Source organism: Pantoea brenneri (genome assembly GCF_038594305.1).
Lineage (GTDB): Bacteria > Pseudomonadota > Gammaproteobacteria > Enterobacterales > Enterobacteriaceae > Pantoea > Pantoea brenneri.
The window spans coordinates 146,604-163,173 of the sequence record NZ_JBCGBG010000003.1 but is presented as its reverse complement, the minus strand read 5'-3'; the positions used below and the strand labels follow the sequence as shown (position 1 = coordinate 163,173).

Annotated in this window: 11 protein-coding genes; 5 read left to right on the top strand and 6 right to left on the bottom strand. The window is 55.4% G+C overall.

Features of this window, described 5'->3' with window-relative positions:
- The first annotated feature begins 109 nt into the window (after nt 1–109).
- Genes ptsN through npr form a run of 3 tightly spaced genes read left to right on the top strand, consistent with a single transcriptional unit; the run spans nt 110 to nt 1,760 of the window.
- Nucleotides 110–589 (top strand): PTS IIA-like nitrogen regulatory protein PtsN, encoded by a 480-nt coding sequence (gene ptsN / locus AABB92_RS14340; RefSeq protein WP_031375451.1) that lies wholly within the window; start codon nt 110–112, stop codon nt 587–589.
- A 47-nt stretch (nt 590–636) separates the two neighbouring features.
- On the top strand, nt 637–1,491 hold the full coding sequence (rapZ, locus tag AABB92_RS14335) for an RNase adapter RapZ (protein ID WP_003851114.1): 855 nt from the start codon (nt 637–639) through the stop codon (nt 1,489–1,491).
- Nucleotides 1,488–1,760, top strand: coding sequence for a PTS phosphocarrier protein NPr (gene npr, locus AABB92_RS14330; protein ID WP_031375452.1), 273 nt, complete (start codon nt 1,488–1,490; stop codon nt 1,758–1,760). The genes rapZ and npr overlap by 4 nt, the downstream gene beginning before the upstream one ends.
- A gap of 3 nt (nt 1,761–1,763) precedes the next feature.
- Here npr and mtgA read toward each other — a convergent pair whose 3' ends face one another.
- Together mtgA and arcB are read right to left on the bottom strand one after the other, a co-directional pair.
- Nucleotides 1,764–2,483 carry a monofunctional biosynthetic peptidoglycan transglycosylase gene (gene mtgA, locus AABB92_RS14325; RefSeq protein ID WP_031375453.1) on the bottom strand — a complete coding sequence of 240 codons (720 nt, stop codon included), beginning with the start codon at nt 2,481–2,483 and terminating at the stop codon, nt 1,764–1,766.
- An 870-nt stretch (nt 2,484–3,353) separates the two neighbouring features.
- Complete coding sequence (gene arcB, locus AABB92_RS14320; RefSeq protein WP_031375454.1) at nt 3,354–5,705, bottom strand: aerobic respiration two-component sensor histidine kinase ArcB; 2,352 nt, start codon at nt 5,703–5,705, stop codon at nt 3,354–3,356.
- Nucleotides 5,706–6,597: 892 nt separating this feature from the next.
- On the opposite strand from arcB, the gene AABB92_RS14315 reads away from it, so the two are divergent.
- Together AABB92_RS14315 and AABB92_RS14310 are read left to right on the top strand one after the other, a co-directional pair.
- Nucleotides 6,598–12,129, top strand: coding sequence for a glutamate synthase-related protein (locus AABB92_RS14315; RefSeq protein ID WP_031375455.1), 5,532 nt, complete (start codon nt 6,598–6,600; stop codon nt 12,127–12,129).
- Nucleotides 12,130–12,313: 184 nt separating this feature from the next.
- Nucleotides 12,314–14,071: a sulfite reductase subunit alpha gene (locus AABB92_RS14310; RefSeq protein WP_031375456.1), complete on the top strand. Its 1,758-nt coding sequence runs from the start codon at nt 12,314–12,316 to the stop codon at nt 14,069–14,071.
- 109 nt (nt 14,072–14,180) lie between these two features.
- On the opposite strand, the gene sspB is transcribed toward AABB92_RS14310, so the two are convergent.
- From sspB to rplM, 4 genes are all read right to left on the bottom strand, one after another.
- Entirely contained in the window at nt 14,181–14,666 is a 486-nt protein-coding gene (sspB, locus tag AABB92_RS14305) for a ClpXP protease specificity-enhancing factor (protein ID WP_031375457.1), read from the bottom strand.
- Nucleotides 14,667–14,669: 3 nt separating this feature from the next.
- A complete protein-coding gene (sspA, locus tag AABB92_RS14300; RefSeq protein WP_031375458.1) occupies nt 14,670–15,311 on the bottom strand; it encodes a stringent starvation protein SspA in 642 nt (213 codons plus the stop codon).
- A gap of 330 nt (nt 15,312–15,641) precedes the next feature.
- Nucleotides 15,642–16,034 carry a 30S ribosomal protein S9 gene (gene rpsI / locus AABB92_RS14295; protein WP_031375459.1) on the bottom strand — a complete coding sequence of 131 codons (393 nt, stop codon included), beginning with the start codon at nt 16,032–16,034 and terminating at the stop codon, nt 15,642–15,644.
- Between the two features lie 15 nt (nt 16,035–16,049).
- Nucleotides 16,050–16,478, bottom strand: coding sequence for a 50S ribosomal protein L13 (gene rplM / locus AABB92_RS14290; RefSeq protein ID WP_008925400.1), 429 nt, complete (start codon nt 16,476–16,478; stop codon nt 16,050–16,052).
- Between the last annotated feature and the right edge of the window lie 92 nt (nt 16,479–16,570).

Sequence of the window (16,570 nt, the reverse complement as noted above, 5' to 3'; positions counted from 1 at the left end):
ATGGGGCGGATAATCCGCCCCGTTTTGTCATCTAAGCAAGCGCCATTTACTGCCAGCATCATGATACGCTGGTGGCTGATGGCCAGGTTAACTCGCAAGTGAAACGATAATGAACAACGATCTAACACTGGAATTGAGCACAGTGCTTTCGCCTGACTGCACCCGCAGCGGCGTACACTGCCAGAGCAAAAAACGCGCGCTGGAAATCATCAGCGAACTGGCCGCTAAGCAGCTCAACCTGCCGCACCAGACGCTTTTTGAAGCGATCCTCACCCGTGAACGCATGGGCAGTACCGGTATTGGCAACGGCATTGCCATACCACACGGTAAACTGGAAGAGGATACGCTACGTGCTGTCGGGGTGTTTATCAGCCTTGAACAGCCGATCGCGTTTGATGCCGTTGATAATCAGCCGGTCGATCTGTTGTTTGCCCTGCTGGTACCGGCTGACCAGTGCAAAACTCACCTGCACACCCTTTCACTGGTGGCGAAGCGTCTGGCGGATAAAACCGTCTGTCGCCGTCTGCGCGCCGCGCAAAGTGATGAAGAGCTCTATGCCATTATCACAGAAGGCCAGTCAGAGCAGTAAAGCGTCTTTACCGGCCGCGTGCCGGTTTTAAAACGGGAGAGAAGGTCATGGTGCTGATGATCGTGAGCGGTCGGTCAGGCTCGGGGAAGTCAGTGGCGCTACGCGCGCTGGAAGATATGGGTTTTTACTGCGTCGATAACCTGCCGGTGGTGCTATTGCCCGAGTTGGCCAACTCGCTGGCGGAGCGCAACATCTCGGCAGCGGTGAGCATTGACGTACGCAACATGCCTGAATCCCCTGAGATTTTTGAAACCGCGCTGAATAACCTGCCCGACTCATTTTCACCCCAGCTGCTGTTTCTTGATGCCGATCGTAATACCCTGATTCGCCGCTACAGCGACACCCGCCGTCTGCATCCGCTCTCCAGTAAAAATCTGTCGCTGGAAAGCGCCATTGATGAAGAGAGTGATTTGCTGGAGCCACTGCGTTCACGGGCCGATCTGATCATCGATACCTCAGAAATGTCGGTCCACGAACTGGCAGAGATGCTGCGTACCCGGCTGCTGGGCAAGCGTGAACGTGAGCTGACGATGGTGTTTGAGTCGTTTGGCTTCAAGCACGGCATCCCGATTGATGCCGATTATGTGTTTGACGTGCGCTTCCTGCCGAATCCGCACTGGGACCCTAAGCTGCGCCCTATGACCGGCCTCGATCGTCCGGTGGCTGCCTTTCTCGATCGCCATACCGAAGTGCACAACTTCATCTATCAGACCCGCAGTTATCTGGAACTGTGGTTGCCGATGCTGGAAACCAACAACCGCAGTTATCTGACTGTCGCTATCGGCTGTACCGGCGGGAAACATCGTTCGGTCTATATTGCAGAACAGCTGGCGGACTACTTCCGTTCACGCGGCAAGAATGTACAGTCACGTCACCGTACGTTGGAAAAGCGTAAATCATGACCGTTAAGCAAACTGTCGAAATCAAAAATAAACTGGGTATGCATGCCCGACCGGCAATGAAGCTGTTTGAACTGGTACAGAGCTTTGACGCTGAAGTGCTGCTGCGCAATGAAGCCGGCACCGAAGCCGAAGCCAGCAGCGTGATTGCGCTGCTGATGCTCGATTCAGCTCAGGGCGGCCACATTGAAATCGAAGCCAGCGGGCCGGAAGAGATCCCGGCGCTGGCAGCGGTCATTGAGCTGTTTGAAGCGGGTTTCGACGAGGATTAACCCTCAGTCCAGCCGGTTACGCTGTAAAAATCCTTGCCCGCCCAGCTGGCGCATCTGACGCAGGATCCACTGCTGCCGCTGCCGCACATAGCCAGACGGCGTTGCAGCACGGAAGCGGATAGGATTAGGCAGCACCGCGGCCAGCAACGCCGCTTCGCCAGCCGTCAATCGGCTGGCCGGCTTGTGGAAATAGCGCTGTGACGCCGCCTCCACACCAAACACCCCAGGCCCGAATTCGGCGATATTCAGATAGACGGTCAGAATACGTCGCTTAGTCCAGACGGTCTCAATGCCCACCGTCAGGCCCGCCTCCAGCCCTTTACGCACCCAGCTCCGCCCATCCCACAGAAACAGGTTCTTGGCCGTCTGCTGCGACAGGGTAGATGCACCACGCATCCGGCTATCGCTGTTATCCAGCACCGACTCGATCGCCGCGACGTCAAATCCCCAGTGGGTCGGAAACTTTTGATCTTCAGACGCAATCACCGCCAGGCCCATCCACGGCGAAATTTCATCGTGTCCGACCCAATCCGAATGGGCAACATAGCTGAAGTCGCCGCGAAGCCAGGCACCGAGCTGGCGCTCAACCATAACCGCGGAGAACGGCACCGGTAAAAATGAAAACAGCAAAATCCCTGCCAGCCAGATGCCCAGCCACGCCAGAATAATACGCACAGCAATCCGTTTAATACGTTGTCCGGCGCTTCCTTTATGCTTACTCATGCAATCTTCCCATACTTGTTTCAGGCGTTAATCAATTACTCGCGTAATCAGTGCGCAAAAAAACCTTTTATTGCCTTTATCGGTGAAAATGACCGTGCAGTTTCCAGACATCAGGTCGACATTTTGCATTAAAAAGCTGCAACAGATCGAAATAGTTCAAGCACTTCCGTCAGAAAGGAATCGGTTCCATTCGCCGCGACCGTTAATTACCTTTCCAGATAAACACTTAATAATTAGTAATAAGCACTAATTTGAATGGTTTGCATTGCTTAACTATCCTGTTTTTATGTCTTCGGTATTTTTCACTAATTGGCCGAAATCATGCCGATAACCGGTAAATTTCTTGCCAGAATAGCGCGGTCATTGACCGTCTGTCGCTTAAGCTTTCGCCACCGGTTAAGGTCCGACCTGATGGGTGGAAGCGTAAATAAGCGAAATCTTTTTTCTCTTTCCAAAACGTTTTGGATAAATCACGCCATTTTGCGCCGGTGGCGAGCAATATCAGCGCGTTAGCAGCATTAATGGCCCAGATTCGTCCGCCGCTTCGCTTTAAGGGGTGACAGGGCCAGCAACCCGGCTATCGCCGGGTTAAAAGCGCGCAAAAAGTGGGATAACTGATTAAAATAACCGCAATACAACGCAGAAAATGATTCCTTGCTTGACTGTGTTGCCAAATTAATGTTTTCTGTATTTAAACGCTGCTCAACATCACACATTTTAATGAATCTTCTAACACGTTAAGATGAATTTGCTAAGGTGAAGGCAGTGTTAACCAATACCATGCGGCTGCGTTTATTACTCAAAGCATAGCAACCGCTACTTTTTCCCTGGTGTTGGCGCAGTATTCGCGCACCCCGGCCTCGGCTGGGGTCATTTTTTTCTGGCGGACGACGCTTCCTGCTCCGCAACCCAGTCGCGCAATACCTGCACATCGTGTCGCCACTCGTGCTTCAGCTCATCAATCCATTCAACCACGTTATCCCACCAGGCTGGCAGTTCCGGGCTCTGGATCTGTTTCGCCAGCTGCTGCAGATGTTGTAACCCTACCGATCCCGCCGCACCCTTGATTTTGTGCCCCTCTTCGGCGATGCCTTTTTGATCGCGCGCCATCAGATTAGATTCGAGCACTTCAAGATAGCCTGGCATCATCTTTTCAAACATCGTCAGGCTTTGGGTAATCAGGCTCGGCCCGACCAGATCGAGATACTGCTCCAGCATCGGGATATCCAGCAGCGTCTGGCTTTTATCTGCGGCTTCGTGCGGCAACGCCTCCTCCGGCTCCGCCTGATAATCCCAGAACTTTTTGATGATGGCGGTCAGCGCCGGTACCGCCAGTGGCTTGCTGAGCACATCATCCATTCCGGCATCGAAATACTCTTTTTTGTCCTTCAGCACATTGGCGGTCAATGCTACCAGCGGCGGCAGATGGATGCCCTGGTGCTGCTGGCGGATCGCCCGCGACACATCCAGACCGGTCATGTCTGGTAACTGAATATCCAGCAGCACCAGATCGAACTCCAGCGGGTCAAACATCGCCAGCGCGTCGCTGCCGGTCATCGCCACCTCGACGCTGCAGCCCAGCTTCTCCAGCACCGAGCGCGCCACAATCACGTTCAGTTCGATATCTTCCACCAGCAGCACATGCAGCGCCGGCAGAGGCAGGCTGTCATCCACGCCTTCATCTTCCACCTCTTCAGCAATGCGTGGCGCTTTGATCTCAACGGTGAAGCAGGAGCCCTGCCCCGGCGCGCTTTGCACCCGGATATCGCCGCCCATCGCCTGTGCCAGCCGGCGGGATACCGCCAGGCCAATGCCGGTGCCGGTAGCCGGTTTGCCGCCGTGCTGATCCTTCACCTGATAGTACATGGCGAAGATTTTGTCCTGCTCCTCCTGGCGGATGCCCATACCGGAATCCTGTACCTCAAAGCGCAGCGTTTCATCCTGCTGATACGCCACCCGCACTACGATCTCGCCGTGCTGGGTGAACTTGACGGCATTGCCAATCAGGTTCCACAAAATCTGCCGCAGACGGGTGCCGTCGGTGGAGATCATGTGCGGCAACGGTAACTGTGGTGCGAGGACAAACTTCAGCCCTTTTGGCTGCGCCAGCAGGCCGGACAGGTTTTCTAAATCGGCGAGGAAGCTGGTGAAGTCGAGCGGCTGATTATCCAGCTGCACCTTACGCCGCTCAATCTTGTCCACTTCAATCACATCATTGAAGATGTTGCCCAGCGTGATGGCAGAGACGTGGATGGTTTTCAGATATTTCAGCTGTTCCTGATTCAGATCGGTATCGAGCAGAATACGGCTCAGTCCGACAATGCCGTTAAGCGGCGTACGCAGCTCGTGGCTGATAGTAGAGATAAAGGTGGTCTTCTCCCGGCTGGCGTTCTCTAACGCGTCCTGGTAGCGCTTACGCTCGGTTATATCGCGGCCAAATCCCATCAGCCCGCTGCGTTTGCCGACGCGGTCGTAATAAGGCACTTTGCGGATTTCAAAACAGGCTTTGCGCCCGTCCGGATATTGCAGCCACTGTTCATAAGTCAGGGAGACGTTGTGGCGGAACACTTTCTCATCGGTTTCCAGCACTTTAGTGGCCGCTTCATCATCGTAGATATCGCGTGGCGTCAGGCCGATAAGCTGTTTTTCACTTTTACCGGTCAGCAGTTCCATCGCGCGGTTACAGCCGGAGAACTGTTTGTCGATGTTGCGATAGAACACCAGATCCGGCGACGCATCAAGAAACGAACGCAGGAAGGAGGATTGCTGCTCCAGTTCAATCTGCGCCTGTTCGCGCCGCGTCACTTCTTCACGCAGCTTATCCATCACCTGCTCACGCGCCTGCTCCGCCTTTTTACGGTCGGTGATCTCCTGATTCAGCTGGGTGATGGTCTCTTTCATCTGCTGATTCAGTTCCAGGTCGCGGGTGCGCATCTCTTCCAGTTTATCCACCAGCCTCGCCAGCCGCTGTCGCGATTCCTCCAGCTGATCGACCACCACCGACAGGAAATAGACCGCCCACGGGGTGATCAACAGCCCGAAGAACACCGATCGCACCATGTCGATGCTCTCGACATGCCCACGCAGTACCATGGTGACCGCCATCTGGACAATCATCGCCAGCACCACCAGCGCCGAGGCCAGCAGCAGCGAGAACCGCACCAGTCCAAGCTTCACCATCAAATCCACGTAATATTGTGCCAACAGCCGAATTTGTTTCATAAAAACTCCCTGGAAGAGAAACAGCCTCATGATAGCGTAATTAACCGGCCGACGTCGCAACGCCGCAGCGGAAGATAAGCGATGTAGTGCGCTTTTATGGTGCATCGGCCCGGTTGTTCGGCGACGTTTATGACAACCGGCTTAAAACCCTTGACTGCGTGTGCCAAATGAATAATCTGTAAGGCCGCTGCTAAAAACGGCGCATCCTCTGCCCGGTGTTTTTTCAATATCCTGTCGACGTTCTGTTGCGCAGGCTCATTCCTTTTTATGAATACTCATTCATCTTTAATGCTGTTTTAAGCACATCCAGCCCGATTAATTTTTCTTATAACCCCCGGCTGTTTCATTCAAATAATCGGACATAAGAAAAACAGATACATGCTGTGCAACAGCGGTGCGGAACAGCATTAAATGCTGTTAAAGCCCTACTCACCAGCATGGTGCATAGATCTGACGGCTGCACTACAGTGAGTCAGTTCACATTTATCAGGCGATCGCCACCGGCTAAAGCACCATAATTTAAACCTCTTTATCTTTTTAATTCATAATCTTAGCATCAAAAACAGCACAATAACCTCGGCTAAGGCCCTCATTTGACCTGATTACGCTTTCCCGATAAGTTGGAAATCCGCTGAAAGCTTTCCTGACGGGCCAGTGTCTCGGCATATCTATGCAACAAGAAGACTCCCGCGTGGTTTAAGTCATCTCCTTTAAGAGACCGGAAATCGAAGAGCAGCTCAATTAAGGACGTTTCACCGATGTCTGGAGAGAAATGCTCAGGGCTATGACGCGCGCTCGACAGAGCATGGCGATGAAAATGAAGTGCGCCTCAGTTGCGCTCAGACCCTGAAACAGTGCAGGTAATGTCAAAAGCAGTTTAAGGAGACCCTCAATGTCCACTAACAAACCTCATTCCTATGGCTTGTATGATCCAACAGCAGGCAGTGATAGCTGTGGTGTAGGTTTCATAACGCGTAAGGACGGCGAGCAGACCCATGAGATTTTGCAGATGGCGCACAGCGCCCTGTGCACCGTACCGCATCGTGGCGGCATGTCGGCTGAAGGCGTGGGCGACGGCGCCGGGGTCAACGTTGATCTCTCCCTGCACTTCTTCCGTAAAATTACCGGCCAGCCGCTGGAAGCGGGCCGCTTCGGCGTCGGCAACTTCTTCGTGCCGAAAGATGCCGACCTGCGCGCTAACGCAGAACGTCTGGTCGATGAAACGCTGAGCAGCTTTAATCTGCCGGTGATCATGAAACGTGACATGCCGCTCGACAGCAGCGTGACGCGTCCGGCGGCAGTGCAGTTCCAGTTACCGATTCTGCAGTGGATTTTCACTGCGCCGCAGGACGTGGCCGACCAAAACGACTTCGAACAACGCATTTATCGCGCCCTGTTAACCATCGAAGCCCGGGCTTTTACCGAGAGTGAATTTGGCGGTCTCTATCCGCTGTCGCTCTCTTCACGCACCCAGGTTTTTAAAGCCCGTCTGAATTCCAATGAAGTGATCCCTTACTTCAGGGATCTGACCGACCCCGATCATCAGGTGCGCGGGCTGTTTTTCCATACCCGCTTCTCAACCAACACCGATCCGCACACCACCATGGCGCAGCCGTTCCGCCTGATGGCGCACAACGGTGAACTGAATACCGACCGTAAGAACCGCATCGCCGAATCGGCGCTGGCGCTGGCGCGCGGCAAGAAAATTGTGCGGCCGAAAGGCCAGTCGGACAGCTCACGTCTCGATCAGAGCATCCATAGCCGTCTGATGGAAGATAACCTCGATCTGATCACCGCAGTGGTCTCGATGATGCCGCCTGCCTGGGAAAACGACAGTGCGTTATCGCCGGAAGTGCGCGCTATGCTGGAGTACTTCTCGCTGTATGAAGAGAAGAACGACGGTCCGGCTGCGTTAATCTTTGGTAATGGCGAAGTGATTGGGGCGCGTCTTGACCGTCTCGGCCTGCGTCCGCTGCGTTCAGTAGAAACTGCAGAGTATATCGGTGCGATGTCCGAAGCGGGCCAGATTGCCTTCCCGCCGGAAAGTGTGCTGCGTCGCGGCCGTATTGAGGCCGGTGGCATGCTCTACTTCGATCATCGCGAAAAACGCAGCTACACCACGGTACAGGCGCTGGAAAAACTGGCTGCCGAAAAAGATTATCCAGCTCTGCTGCGCGAGGCGCGCGTCGGACTGGAAGACCTGCCCGCCATTCCGGCTGAGCAGCAAGGTTCACCGCTGCGCTATCGCGGTGACCTGAAAACCTATCAGCGCTTTGTGGCCTACTACTACAACCAGGAAAGCTTCAAGTTCATGATGGACCCGATGCTGAACACCGGCGCAGAGAAAATCTCCGCCATGGGTTACGGCAACGCAATTAACGGTCTGTCCGATCATGAAGGCGGCATGGCGCACTATTTCTCTCAGCGCTTCGCCCAGGTGACTAACCCGCCGCTGGACTCTATCCGTGAAGTGGATGGCATGACGCTGCGGGTCGCGCTGGGTGCCAAACCGCATCTCGGTCGCAGCAAAGGCCGCCAGATTGTGGTGCCTTCGCCGATCCTGAGCCATCTCGATATGCTGCGTTTACGTGAGCAGGATGTCGCGCCGTACGCCCGCTTTGAGATGCTGTATGAGCCGGTTATTGGCAAAGATCTGTTGAGCACCACCGCTAACGCCAACGCGCTGGAGAAGGCGATTGACGATCTGGCACAGCAGGTGGTTGATTTTGCCCGCAGCCAGGGCGGCATCGCGGTGCTGACCGATCGCCACATCTCCTCTAAACAGGCAGCAATTCCGATGCTGCTGGTGGTCTCTGCCATCAACCAGCGTCTGGTGCAGGAAGGTCTGCGTCTGGATGTATCGCTGGTGGTGGAAAGCGGTCAGAGCATTTCATCGCACCACATTGCCGCCACGCTGGGCTTTGGTGCCTCAGCTATCTATCCGCTCGGCGTACAGATGCGTGCAGAAGAGAAGTTCGGTGAAGGCGAAGAAGGCAACAAAGCCTTTAAACGCTATGCCAAAGCGGCTGAAAAAGCGTTAATGAAAACCATGGGCAAAGTGGGTCTCTGCACCGTTGAAAGCTACAGCAGCGGCGAATTCTTTGAGCCAAACTTCCTCAACACCGACGATCCGGTGCTGAAAAAGTACTTCCCGAATATCAAAACGCCGGTGGGCGGCGCCGGTTTTGCCACCATCGCGCAGATGGCGGTCGACTGGCATCAGAGCGCCCTGAAAATTCAGGGTGAATCTGAAGTGCCGTTGCTCGGTCTGTTTAAAGAACGTGCCGAAGGCGCAGGTCACTCGTACGGCACCATTGCGGTACGCACCTTTATTGATATGACTGAGGAGCCGATCCGCTTCGCCGATAAAGCGCGTGAAGAGGATAACTTTATCCGCCTGATGACGCTGGCGAAGCTCGATAACGCCTTTGGCATCAAGCCAGAAACCTTTAAAGACAGCAGCTTCGAGCGCATTCCGGATGAGGTGATCAACAATTTCACTATCACCGCCGATTACCGTCAGTTCTCAAGCCTGATGTATGAAGAGCGTAAACGTCGCCCGGCGGCGCTGCGCGATATTCTGACCTTCCCGGCTGACCTGACCCACATCGACAGTGAAGCGGAGTTTCGCCGTAAGCTGGGACGCTACTCGCTGACCAACAACGGCTTTGCGATCCGCGGCCTGGTCTGTGAAGCGGTGGATGGCAGCCTGAATCACTTTATGCTGCGCCTGACCGATGCGATTGCTGGCCTGAAGCCAGAGCATGAGCGTCTGCAGAACCTGTCACGCGCACTGAAGTTGCGGTTTAACGACGATATCGAGAGCAGTGAAGTGGTCGATGGCGGCCTGAAAGTGACCGCTTACGGCAAAGCGGCCGATTATCTGTCGCGTATTTTCACCACCCTGCCCTCACTGCCGCTCAGCGAGGTTCAGCCCGCCTGTGAAATCACCCGCACTTTTGCTTCCGGTGCGATGAGTCACGGTGCGCTGGTGGCACCTGCTCATGAGGCGGTGGCACACGGTACCAATATGGTCGGCGGCATGAGCAACTGCGGTGAAGGTGGCGAGCACTACTCGCGTCACGGCACCATCCGTGCATCGCGCATCAAACAGCTGGCTTCGGGTCGCTTCGGCGTCTGGGCGGCCTACCTTGCCGATCCGATGCTGGAAGAGCTGGAAATTAAAATTGGTCAGGGTGCCAAGCCTGGCGAAGGTGGCCAGTTACCGGCCGCTAAAGTCACGGTGGAAATTGCCGCGGCCCGTGGCGGTACGCCTGGCGTTGAGCTGGTCTCACCGCCACCGCATCACGATACTTACTCGATTGAAGATCTGGCGCAGCTGATCCATGACTGTAAAGCCGCGCGGGTACGGGTGATCGTCAAGCTGGTTTCGTCGGAAGGCATTGGCACCATCGCGGTTGGCGTTGCCAAAGCGGGTGCTGACGTCATCAACGTAGCCGGCAACACCGGCGGCACCGGCGCGGCCTCCGTTACCAGCCTGAAATACACCGGCCGCGTAGCGGAAATCGGCATCGCAGAAGTGCATCAGGCGCTGTGCGCCAACGGCCTGCGTGACAAAGTGCTGCTGCGCTGTTCAGGCGCTCAGCAAACCGGCAGCGACGTGGTGAAATCAGCGCTGCTGGGCGGCGACAGTTTTGAATTCGGTACGACCGCCCTGATGATGCTGAAATGCGTGATGGCGAAAAACTGTAACGTCAAATGCCCGGCGGGCTTAACCACCAATGCCGAAGCCTTTGATGGCGATCCACGCCAGCTGGCACAGTACTTCCTCAATGTCGCGCATGAAGTCCGTGAGATTCTGGCGCGGATGGGATTACGTTCGCTGCGTGAAGCACGCGGCCGCGCTGATCTGCTGCACCTGATGGATCACCCACTGGAAGTCGGCAAACTCGATTTGCGCGCCATGCTGACCGTGGTACCGGAGCTGAAAATCGAACATCCGGTTTACCTCGAAAAAGATTTCGAGCTGGATGATGGCTGGGTAGAACAACTGAAACTGGCGCTGGTTGAACAGCGTAAGCCTGACATCACGCTGGGCGATAACGTGGTACTCAACAACCGCAACAAGAGCGTCGGCGGCCAGCTGGCGATCGATATTGAGCGGATGCTGAACCATCAACTGAGCGCAGAACAACTGCAGGCGATGCCGGCGGTGCTGGCCGACGACCGTGGCCGTCACTATCTGGCACCGGAGAGCGTGAAAATTTCCACCTCCGGTTCCGCCGGTCAGTCGTTTGGCGCATTTTGCAACGATGGTATGCAGATGCGTCACTACGGCACCTGTAACGACGGCGTTGGCAAAGGACAGTGTGGCGGTGAACTGGTGGTGATGTCGCCAGGCGGCGGCGCACAGGACGGCGATGGCAACGTGCTGATCGGTAACTTCGCACTGTTCGGTGCCACCGGTGGACGCCTGTTTGTGCAGGGGCAGGCCGGTGACCGTTTCGCGGTGCGTAACTCCGGTGCCACGGCGGTGGTTGAAGGGGTCGGCGATTTCTGCTGCGAGTACATGACCAACGGCGCCATTCTTAACCTCGGCACCTTCGGTAAAGGGTTTGGTAATGGCATGAGCGGCGGCTTTGCCTATCAGTACGATCCCTATGGTTCACTGGCCAGCCATGCTGCCGGCGATTCCGTGCTGTTCGGTTCAATCGCCGATCAGGATGAGATGGCGCAGGTCCATAAGCAGGCAGTGCTGACCATGCTGAATTGGCATCTGGAGGCAACGCAGTCCCCGCGTGCGGCGTGGCTGCTGGAGAACTGGGAAACCGAGTGTCACCATTTTGTCTACGTCATGCCGCGCTCGCTGCTGCTTTACCAGGATGGGGGCGAAATCCTGAAGGCCAAAACCCGCAAAGATTTGCTGGAAGAGCTGTCTACTGCGCTGGCGGGCCATCAGGTGGCGAAGTTTAAAGCTGCCTGGCGTCAGGGTAAAACCATCGCCAACGGCGCGGTACCGGCTTACGGTGCGACCGACACGCTGGAGATGTTTGTCCTGCTCAACAACTACACCGTGCTGAGCTTCGCGCAGCAGCTGGCGCTGGGCAAACTGCCAAAAGGCACGCCGGTTGAAGATCCGGCCGTAGAAAAAGCGGTTCGCAACCTGCTGATGACCGAAGATTTTTCGCTGGTCAGCAAGCTGCAACGTCATGCCCGCTCAGCGATTGAAAGCTACAGCGATGATGAACTGGCCAGCCTGATCGGCACCAAACGGATGTCCGATTACAAAGCTGCGCTGACGCAACGCAACATCCGCTCGATGGACAGCCTGGCGACGTATGGCTGGATCATGTATCAGGACGCCTGTAACCGCGAAGTGCTGGGACATCTGCCTGATTTTGAAGAGCTGTTTGCGCGTGCAGCGTTACCTGAAATTGCCGCGGCGGTGGGAAAACTGTCCTGACAGGGCGACTGACCTGATTGAACGTGAATATTATTAATTGATATTACCCGGATTAAGCGTGGTAACACGCAGCGTAAGCTTCACGTTTCCCGCCGCCGCGTCAGGCGGTGCGGAAAGTGAAGCGGCTCTCTGCGATGGCGGCGTCGCTTATGACGGGTGAGAACGGGATTGAGTAAAAGTACCCATGAAAATTCCTTATATTCCAGAAGATGCACCCTTTAATGGCGATCAGAAATACTGGCTGGCGGGCTTCCTCGCCGGTCTTCACTCCCGTTTACTGGTGTTAGAAGACAAGCAGCAGCCTGCGGCAGGTACCGGCGCCGCCGCCACCACCCAACTGCATATTCTCTACGGTTCGCAAACCGGCAACGCGGAAGCGCTGGCGCAAACCGCCGCCAAATCAGCACGTGCTAAAGGGCTGGTGCCGGTAGTTCAGGCGCTGGGCGATGTGGATCTCGACGTGTTCGCGACCATGCGTCACGTACTGATCGTCACGTCTACCTATGGCGAAGGCGAAATGCCAGACAACGCCCAGTTGTTCTGGGATGCCATCTCCGCCAGCACCGCCCCGCGTCTGGAGCAGATGCACTTTGCCGTGCTGGCGATTGGCGATACTGGTTACGATGGCTTCTGCCAGGCGGGTAAATTCATTGATATGCGGCTGGAGCAGCTGGGCGCGAAACGCGTAGTCTATCGTATTGATTGCGACATCGACTACGAAGAGCCGTCCAGCGAATGGCTGAACAGTTCGATGCCGCAGTTTGCCGCCAGCGCGGGCAGCAGCGGCACGGTGCTGGAAAGCGCACCAGAAGCGCCGGTGATCCCGGGCAGCAACAAGTCCAATCCTTACGCTGCGGCGCTGATCACCAACAAGCGTCTGTCAGGCGAGCAGTCGGCGAAGGATATTCGTCACTTCGAGTTTGATCTGACCGACAGTGGTCTGAAATATGAAGCGGGCGATGCGCTGGGCGTTATCCCGGTCAACGAACCGTCGCTGGTCAGCCTGCTGCTGACGCAGCTGAATGCCGATTACCAGACGCCGGTGCCCGGCTTTGACCGCAGCCTCGGCGATCTGCTGACCTATCAGTTTGAAATCTCAGAACCGTCGCGCAAGCTGATTGAGTGGGTCGGACAGAACACCACCAACCAGGAACTGCGTCACGTGTTGCAGCACGACGATAAAGATGCGCTCGGCGTGTGGCTTTGGGGCAAAGATACGCTTGACCTGCTGCAGCTTGAGCTGACCCGCTCGCTGCCGGTACCGGAATTTGTCGCGCTGCTGCGCCCGTTGCAGCATCGTGCCTACTCCATCTCGTCAAGCTCGAAGGCGCATCCTAACCAGGTACACCTGACCGTCGCCTCCGTCCGTTATCACAGTGGTGGCCGTAACCGTGGCGGTGTCTGTTCAACCTATCTGGCCGAACGCGTGCGTCGTGGTGAGAAGCCCGCTATCTTCATTTCGCCAAACAAAGCATTTCGCGTGCCGGCTAATAACAGCGCCCCGCTGATCATGGTGGGTCCAGGCACCGGTATCGCCCCGTTCCGCGCCTTTTTGCAGGAGCGTCAGGCAACCGGCGCACAGGGAAAAAACTGGCTGTTCTTTGGCGATCAGCATCAGGAACATGATTTCATCTATCGCGAAGAGCTGACCGGCTGGCACGACAGCGGCTTGCTGACCCGGCTGGATCTGGCGTTCTCACGCGATCAGGAGAAGAAGATTTACGTGCAAACCCGCATGCTGGAACAGGGCGCAGAGCTTTATGCCTGGCTGCAGGAAGGTGCCTATTTCTACGTCTGTGGTGATGCGTCACGCATGGCGAAAGATGTCGACAGCGCGCTGTATGAAGTGGTGCGTCAGTTCGGCGGGCTTTCCAGTGAACGTGCGGCGGATTACATCGATCAGCTGAAGAAAGAGAAGCGTTACCTGCGCGACGTCTATTAATTCGCGCGCGTCAACGTAACAACACATCCGGCTTGCGCAGGCAGCCGGATTTTTTATTGCCCTTAACAACCGGCAAAAAAATACCCGTCGTGAGGACGGGTATCGGATGTTATTTCACGACGCGCAATGAAGGGCGTCCGCCACGCGGTGGTGGATCGTCATCAGGCGGTGTCTCGTCATCGCTGGCATCGTCAGGACGATCGCCATCAATCACGGACATCATGGTCTCTTCCTGACCGTCTGACGTCTCCTGAGAGGCCAGTTCGTAGGCCGGCTCAGGTTCGAACATCGTTCCAGCGCCATTTTCACGCGCATAGATCGCCAGAATCGCCGCCATCGGCACGTTAACCTGACGCGGAACGCCGCCGAAACGGGCGTTGAACGACACCTGATCGTTAGCCAGATCGAGATTGCCCACGGCGCGCGGCGCAATGTTCAACACAATCTGACCATCGCGCGCATACTCGAGCGGCACCTGCACACCAGGCAGATTAATGTCGACCACCAGGTGCGGCGTTAACTGGTTGTCGAGCAACCAGTCATAGAAGGCGCGCAGCAGATAGGGGCGACGTGCGGTAAGTTGCGACATTTCCATAAATCAGCCCCGGGCTTGCAGGCGCATTTCACGTTCAGCTTCAGTTAATGAAGCGAGGAAAGAGTCACGCTCGAAGACACGATTCATGTAGCCTTTCAGCTCTTTTGAACCGGAGCCGATCAAATCGATGCCCATTGACGGCAGACGCCATAACAGCGGTGCCAGATAGCAATCGACCAGGCTGAATTCTTCGCTCATGAAGAACGGTGTGCGACCAAACAGCGGCGCAATCGCCAGCAGCTCTTCACGCAGTTGTTTGCGTGCGGCTTCGGCTTCCTGACCGCTGCTGTTCTCAACGGTTCTCATCAGGCTGTACCAGTCCTGCTCGATGCGGTGCATCATCAGACGGCTTTCACCACGGGCAACCGGATAAACCGGCATCAGCGGTGGATGCGGGAAACGCTCATCTAAATATTCCATGATGATGCGTGATTCATACAGCGTCAGCTCACGATCTACCAGCGTCGGCACCGTGCGATACGGGTTGAGGTCAATCAGATCCTGCGGCAGGTTATCCATTTCGACCTGCTCGATCTCTACGCTGACACCCTTCTCCGCCAGGACAATACGTACCTGATGGCTGAAAATGTCAGTAGGACCAGAAAACAGCGTCATTACCGAACGTTTGTTGGCAGCGACAGCCATGAAAACCTCCAAGTTTGTTCACAAAAAGTTACTGCGAATAGCCAACCATCCGGCGACTCACTTGCTCATAGAACTCGCACGCAACCCACGTTAGCTGCGTCGTATACTGATATCCCGACGGCGGGGAGACGCATAACGCACCGGCCTGCGGGCGCAAAGTGACACAGAGTTTACCAGATTTTAGGCAGCTTGTGGGCGTGGAATGAATCTTTGCGGGGAAATTGGGAGCGCCGTTAATGTTTTTCCGCCTGTATCGGCGGTGCAGCAGAAAGCAAAAAACCCGCCGAAGCGGGTTTTTTGTGCCAATTGTCTCTGCCGAAGCAGCAACAATTAACGCTTGGAGAACTGAGGACGACGACGTGCTTTACGCAGGCCGACTTTCTTACGTTCAACCTGACGCGCATCACGGGTAACGAAGCCAGCTTTACGCAGCTCCGCACGCAGAGATTCGTCATATTCCATCAGAGCGCGGGTGATACCGTGACGGATCGCACCAGCCTGACCAGAAATACCACCACCTTTAACGGTGACGTACAGATCGAATTTACCAACCAGGTCCAGCAGCTCAAGCGGCTGACGAACTACCATGCGGGCAGTTTCGCGACCGAAGTACTGTTCCAGAGAACGTTGGTTAATAACGATGTTACCGCTACCCGGCTTAATAAATACGCGAGCGGTAGAGCTTTTGCGGCGACCAGTGCCGTAGTTTTGAGTTTCAGCCATTGCCTTTAATCCCGATTAAATGTCAAGAACTTGCGGTTGCTGTGCCGCATGGGTGTGCTCGTTGCCTGCGTAAACTTTCAGTTTACGGTACATAGCACGACCCAGCGGGCCCTTCGGCAGCATGCCTTTAACCGCGATCTCAATCACACGCTCAGGACGGCGAGCAATCATCTCTTCAAAGGTCGCCTGTTTGATACCACCGATGTGACCAGTGTGGTGATAGTAAATCTTGTCAGTACGCTTGTTGCCGGTTACAGCAACTTTTTCTGCGTTCAGAACGATGATGTAATCACCAGTATCAACGTGCGGAGTGTATTCCGCTTTATGCTTACCACGCAGACGGCGCGCCAGTTCAGTCGCCAGGCGACCCAAAGTTTTGCCCGTTGCGTCAACTACAAACCAGTCACGTTGGACGGTTTCTGGTTTAGCTGTAAAAGTTTTCATCGAAAAGCTTACCCAAATTAAGTTACACGTTGGTGAAATCCCAAACGCTTAAGTAAACGATTGAGGCTCACACGACCATTTTGACCAGCAAG